This is a genomic window from Halomonas sp. 3A7M, assembly GCF_014897875.1.
GTDB lineage: Bacteria > Pseudomonadota > Gammaproteobacteria > Pseudomonadales > Halomonadaceae > Vreelandella.
In genome coordinates, this window is sequence record NZ_JABUZD010000100.1 from 1 (window position 1) to 1,052 (window position 1,052).

Below are 1,052 nucleotides of genomic sequence, written 5' to 3' on the forward strand. Positions count from 1 at the left end.
TTCATAGCTACCCAATAGCCGGTGTACCTCTTCACAGAGGTGATCAAACGAAAGGTAAGCACTCAACGGCAGCCATGCGTACTTCATCTGACGCCACAGTATCTCAATCAGATTCAGCTCCGGCGAGTAGGCCGATAAGTAAACCAGATGCACACGGTGCGACATCCACTCGACTATTTTCCGCCTGAAGGCCTGCGAGCGATGCATGCTGGCGTTGTCGAGCACCACAACAGCGAAGGTATCGGTTTTTTTCTGTGCTACAAACTGGTCAAACGCTTCGATGACCGTCTCGGTGGTCACTGACCCGGTAGTGGTGTGGTAGATCAGTTTCCCAGCACGGCTGAGGAACCCCAATACGTTCAGCCTTCGGCTGTGTGAGTAGGCGGTCACCTCGCAGGGTTGCCCGATGGGACTCCACGCATAGGGTACCGACGACGATTGTGAAAAACCCGATTCATCAAAGTAATAGAGCTCGTGCTCACCCTGGTCCTCCTGCTGATGGAGTGCCTTGAGGAGGCCTTGGGTGTTTCGGAAATCCGTCTCGTCACGCAATGCTTTGAGTGAGTGCCGGATACGTTTGAAGCTGAAGTCATTTTTTTTTCAACGCTCGGCGAAGGGTCACCGTGCTGACGGTCTTGCCCGTCTCTTCTTCAAAACGGGCCTGCAAGGATCGAATCTGGTGAGGCTGTTCGGCGACGAGCTCCTGCAGTCGCTGATGATCGCTCTCGTCCAAGACGGGCGTGCGACCACTGCGGGGCTTGTCGATCAATCCATCGAGGCCTGACGCTTCCCATTGTTTGAGCCATCGTGATACGGCGTCGCGGCGGACCTCCAGTATCTGGCTAATTTGGTTGATCGTATGGCCTTGATTGCTCAGTAGGATGGCATGTGCACGGCGTCGTAGAGCACGCTTCTCACCGTGGTGATAGGCGGAGGACAGCGTCTGCTGTTCAGAGTCAGTAAGGGGAGCAACGAAACGCCTTAACATGGTTCCATCCGTTAGAGATATCAGACTCCAACGTTACACGAAAACTTAAGATCAGGCACTTAGC

The 1,052-nt window shown here is 54.1% G+C and carries 1 protein-coding gene; it reads right to left on the reverse strand.

The features are described from left to right. Nucleotides 1-988 (reverse strand): IS630-like element ISHsp2 family transposase gene (locus INT19_RS08910; protein ID WP_193060495.1). Its coding sequence is split into 2 segments (ribosomal slippage), with 987 coding nucleotides annotated over them: nt 1-600 and nt 602-988; the frame shifts between segments, so codons are not numbered across the junction. This gene is flagged as partial in the annotation. Between the last annotated feature and the right edge of the window lie 64 nt (nt 989-1,052).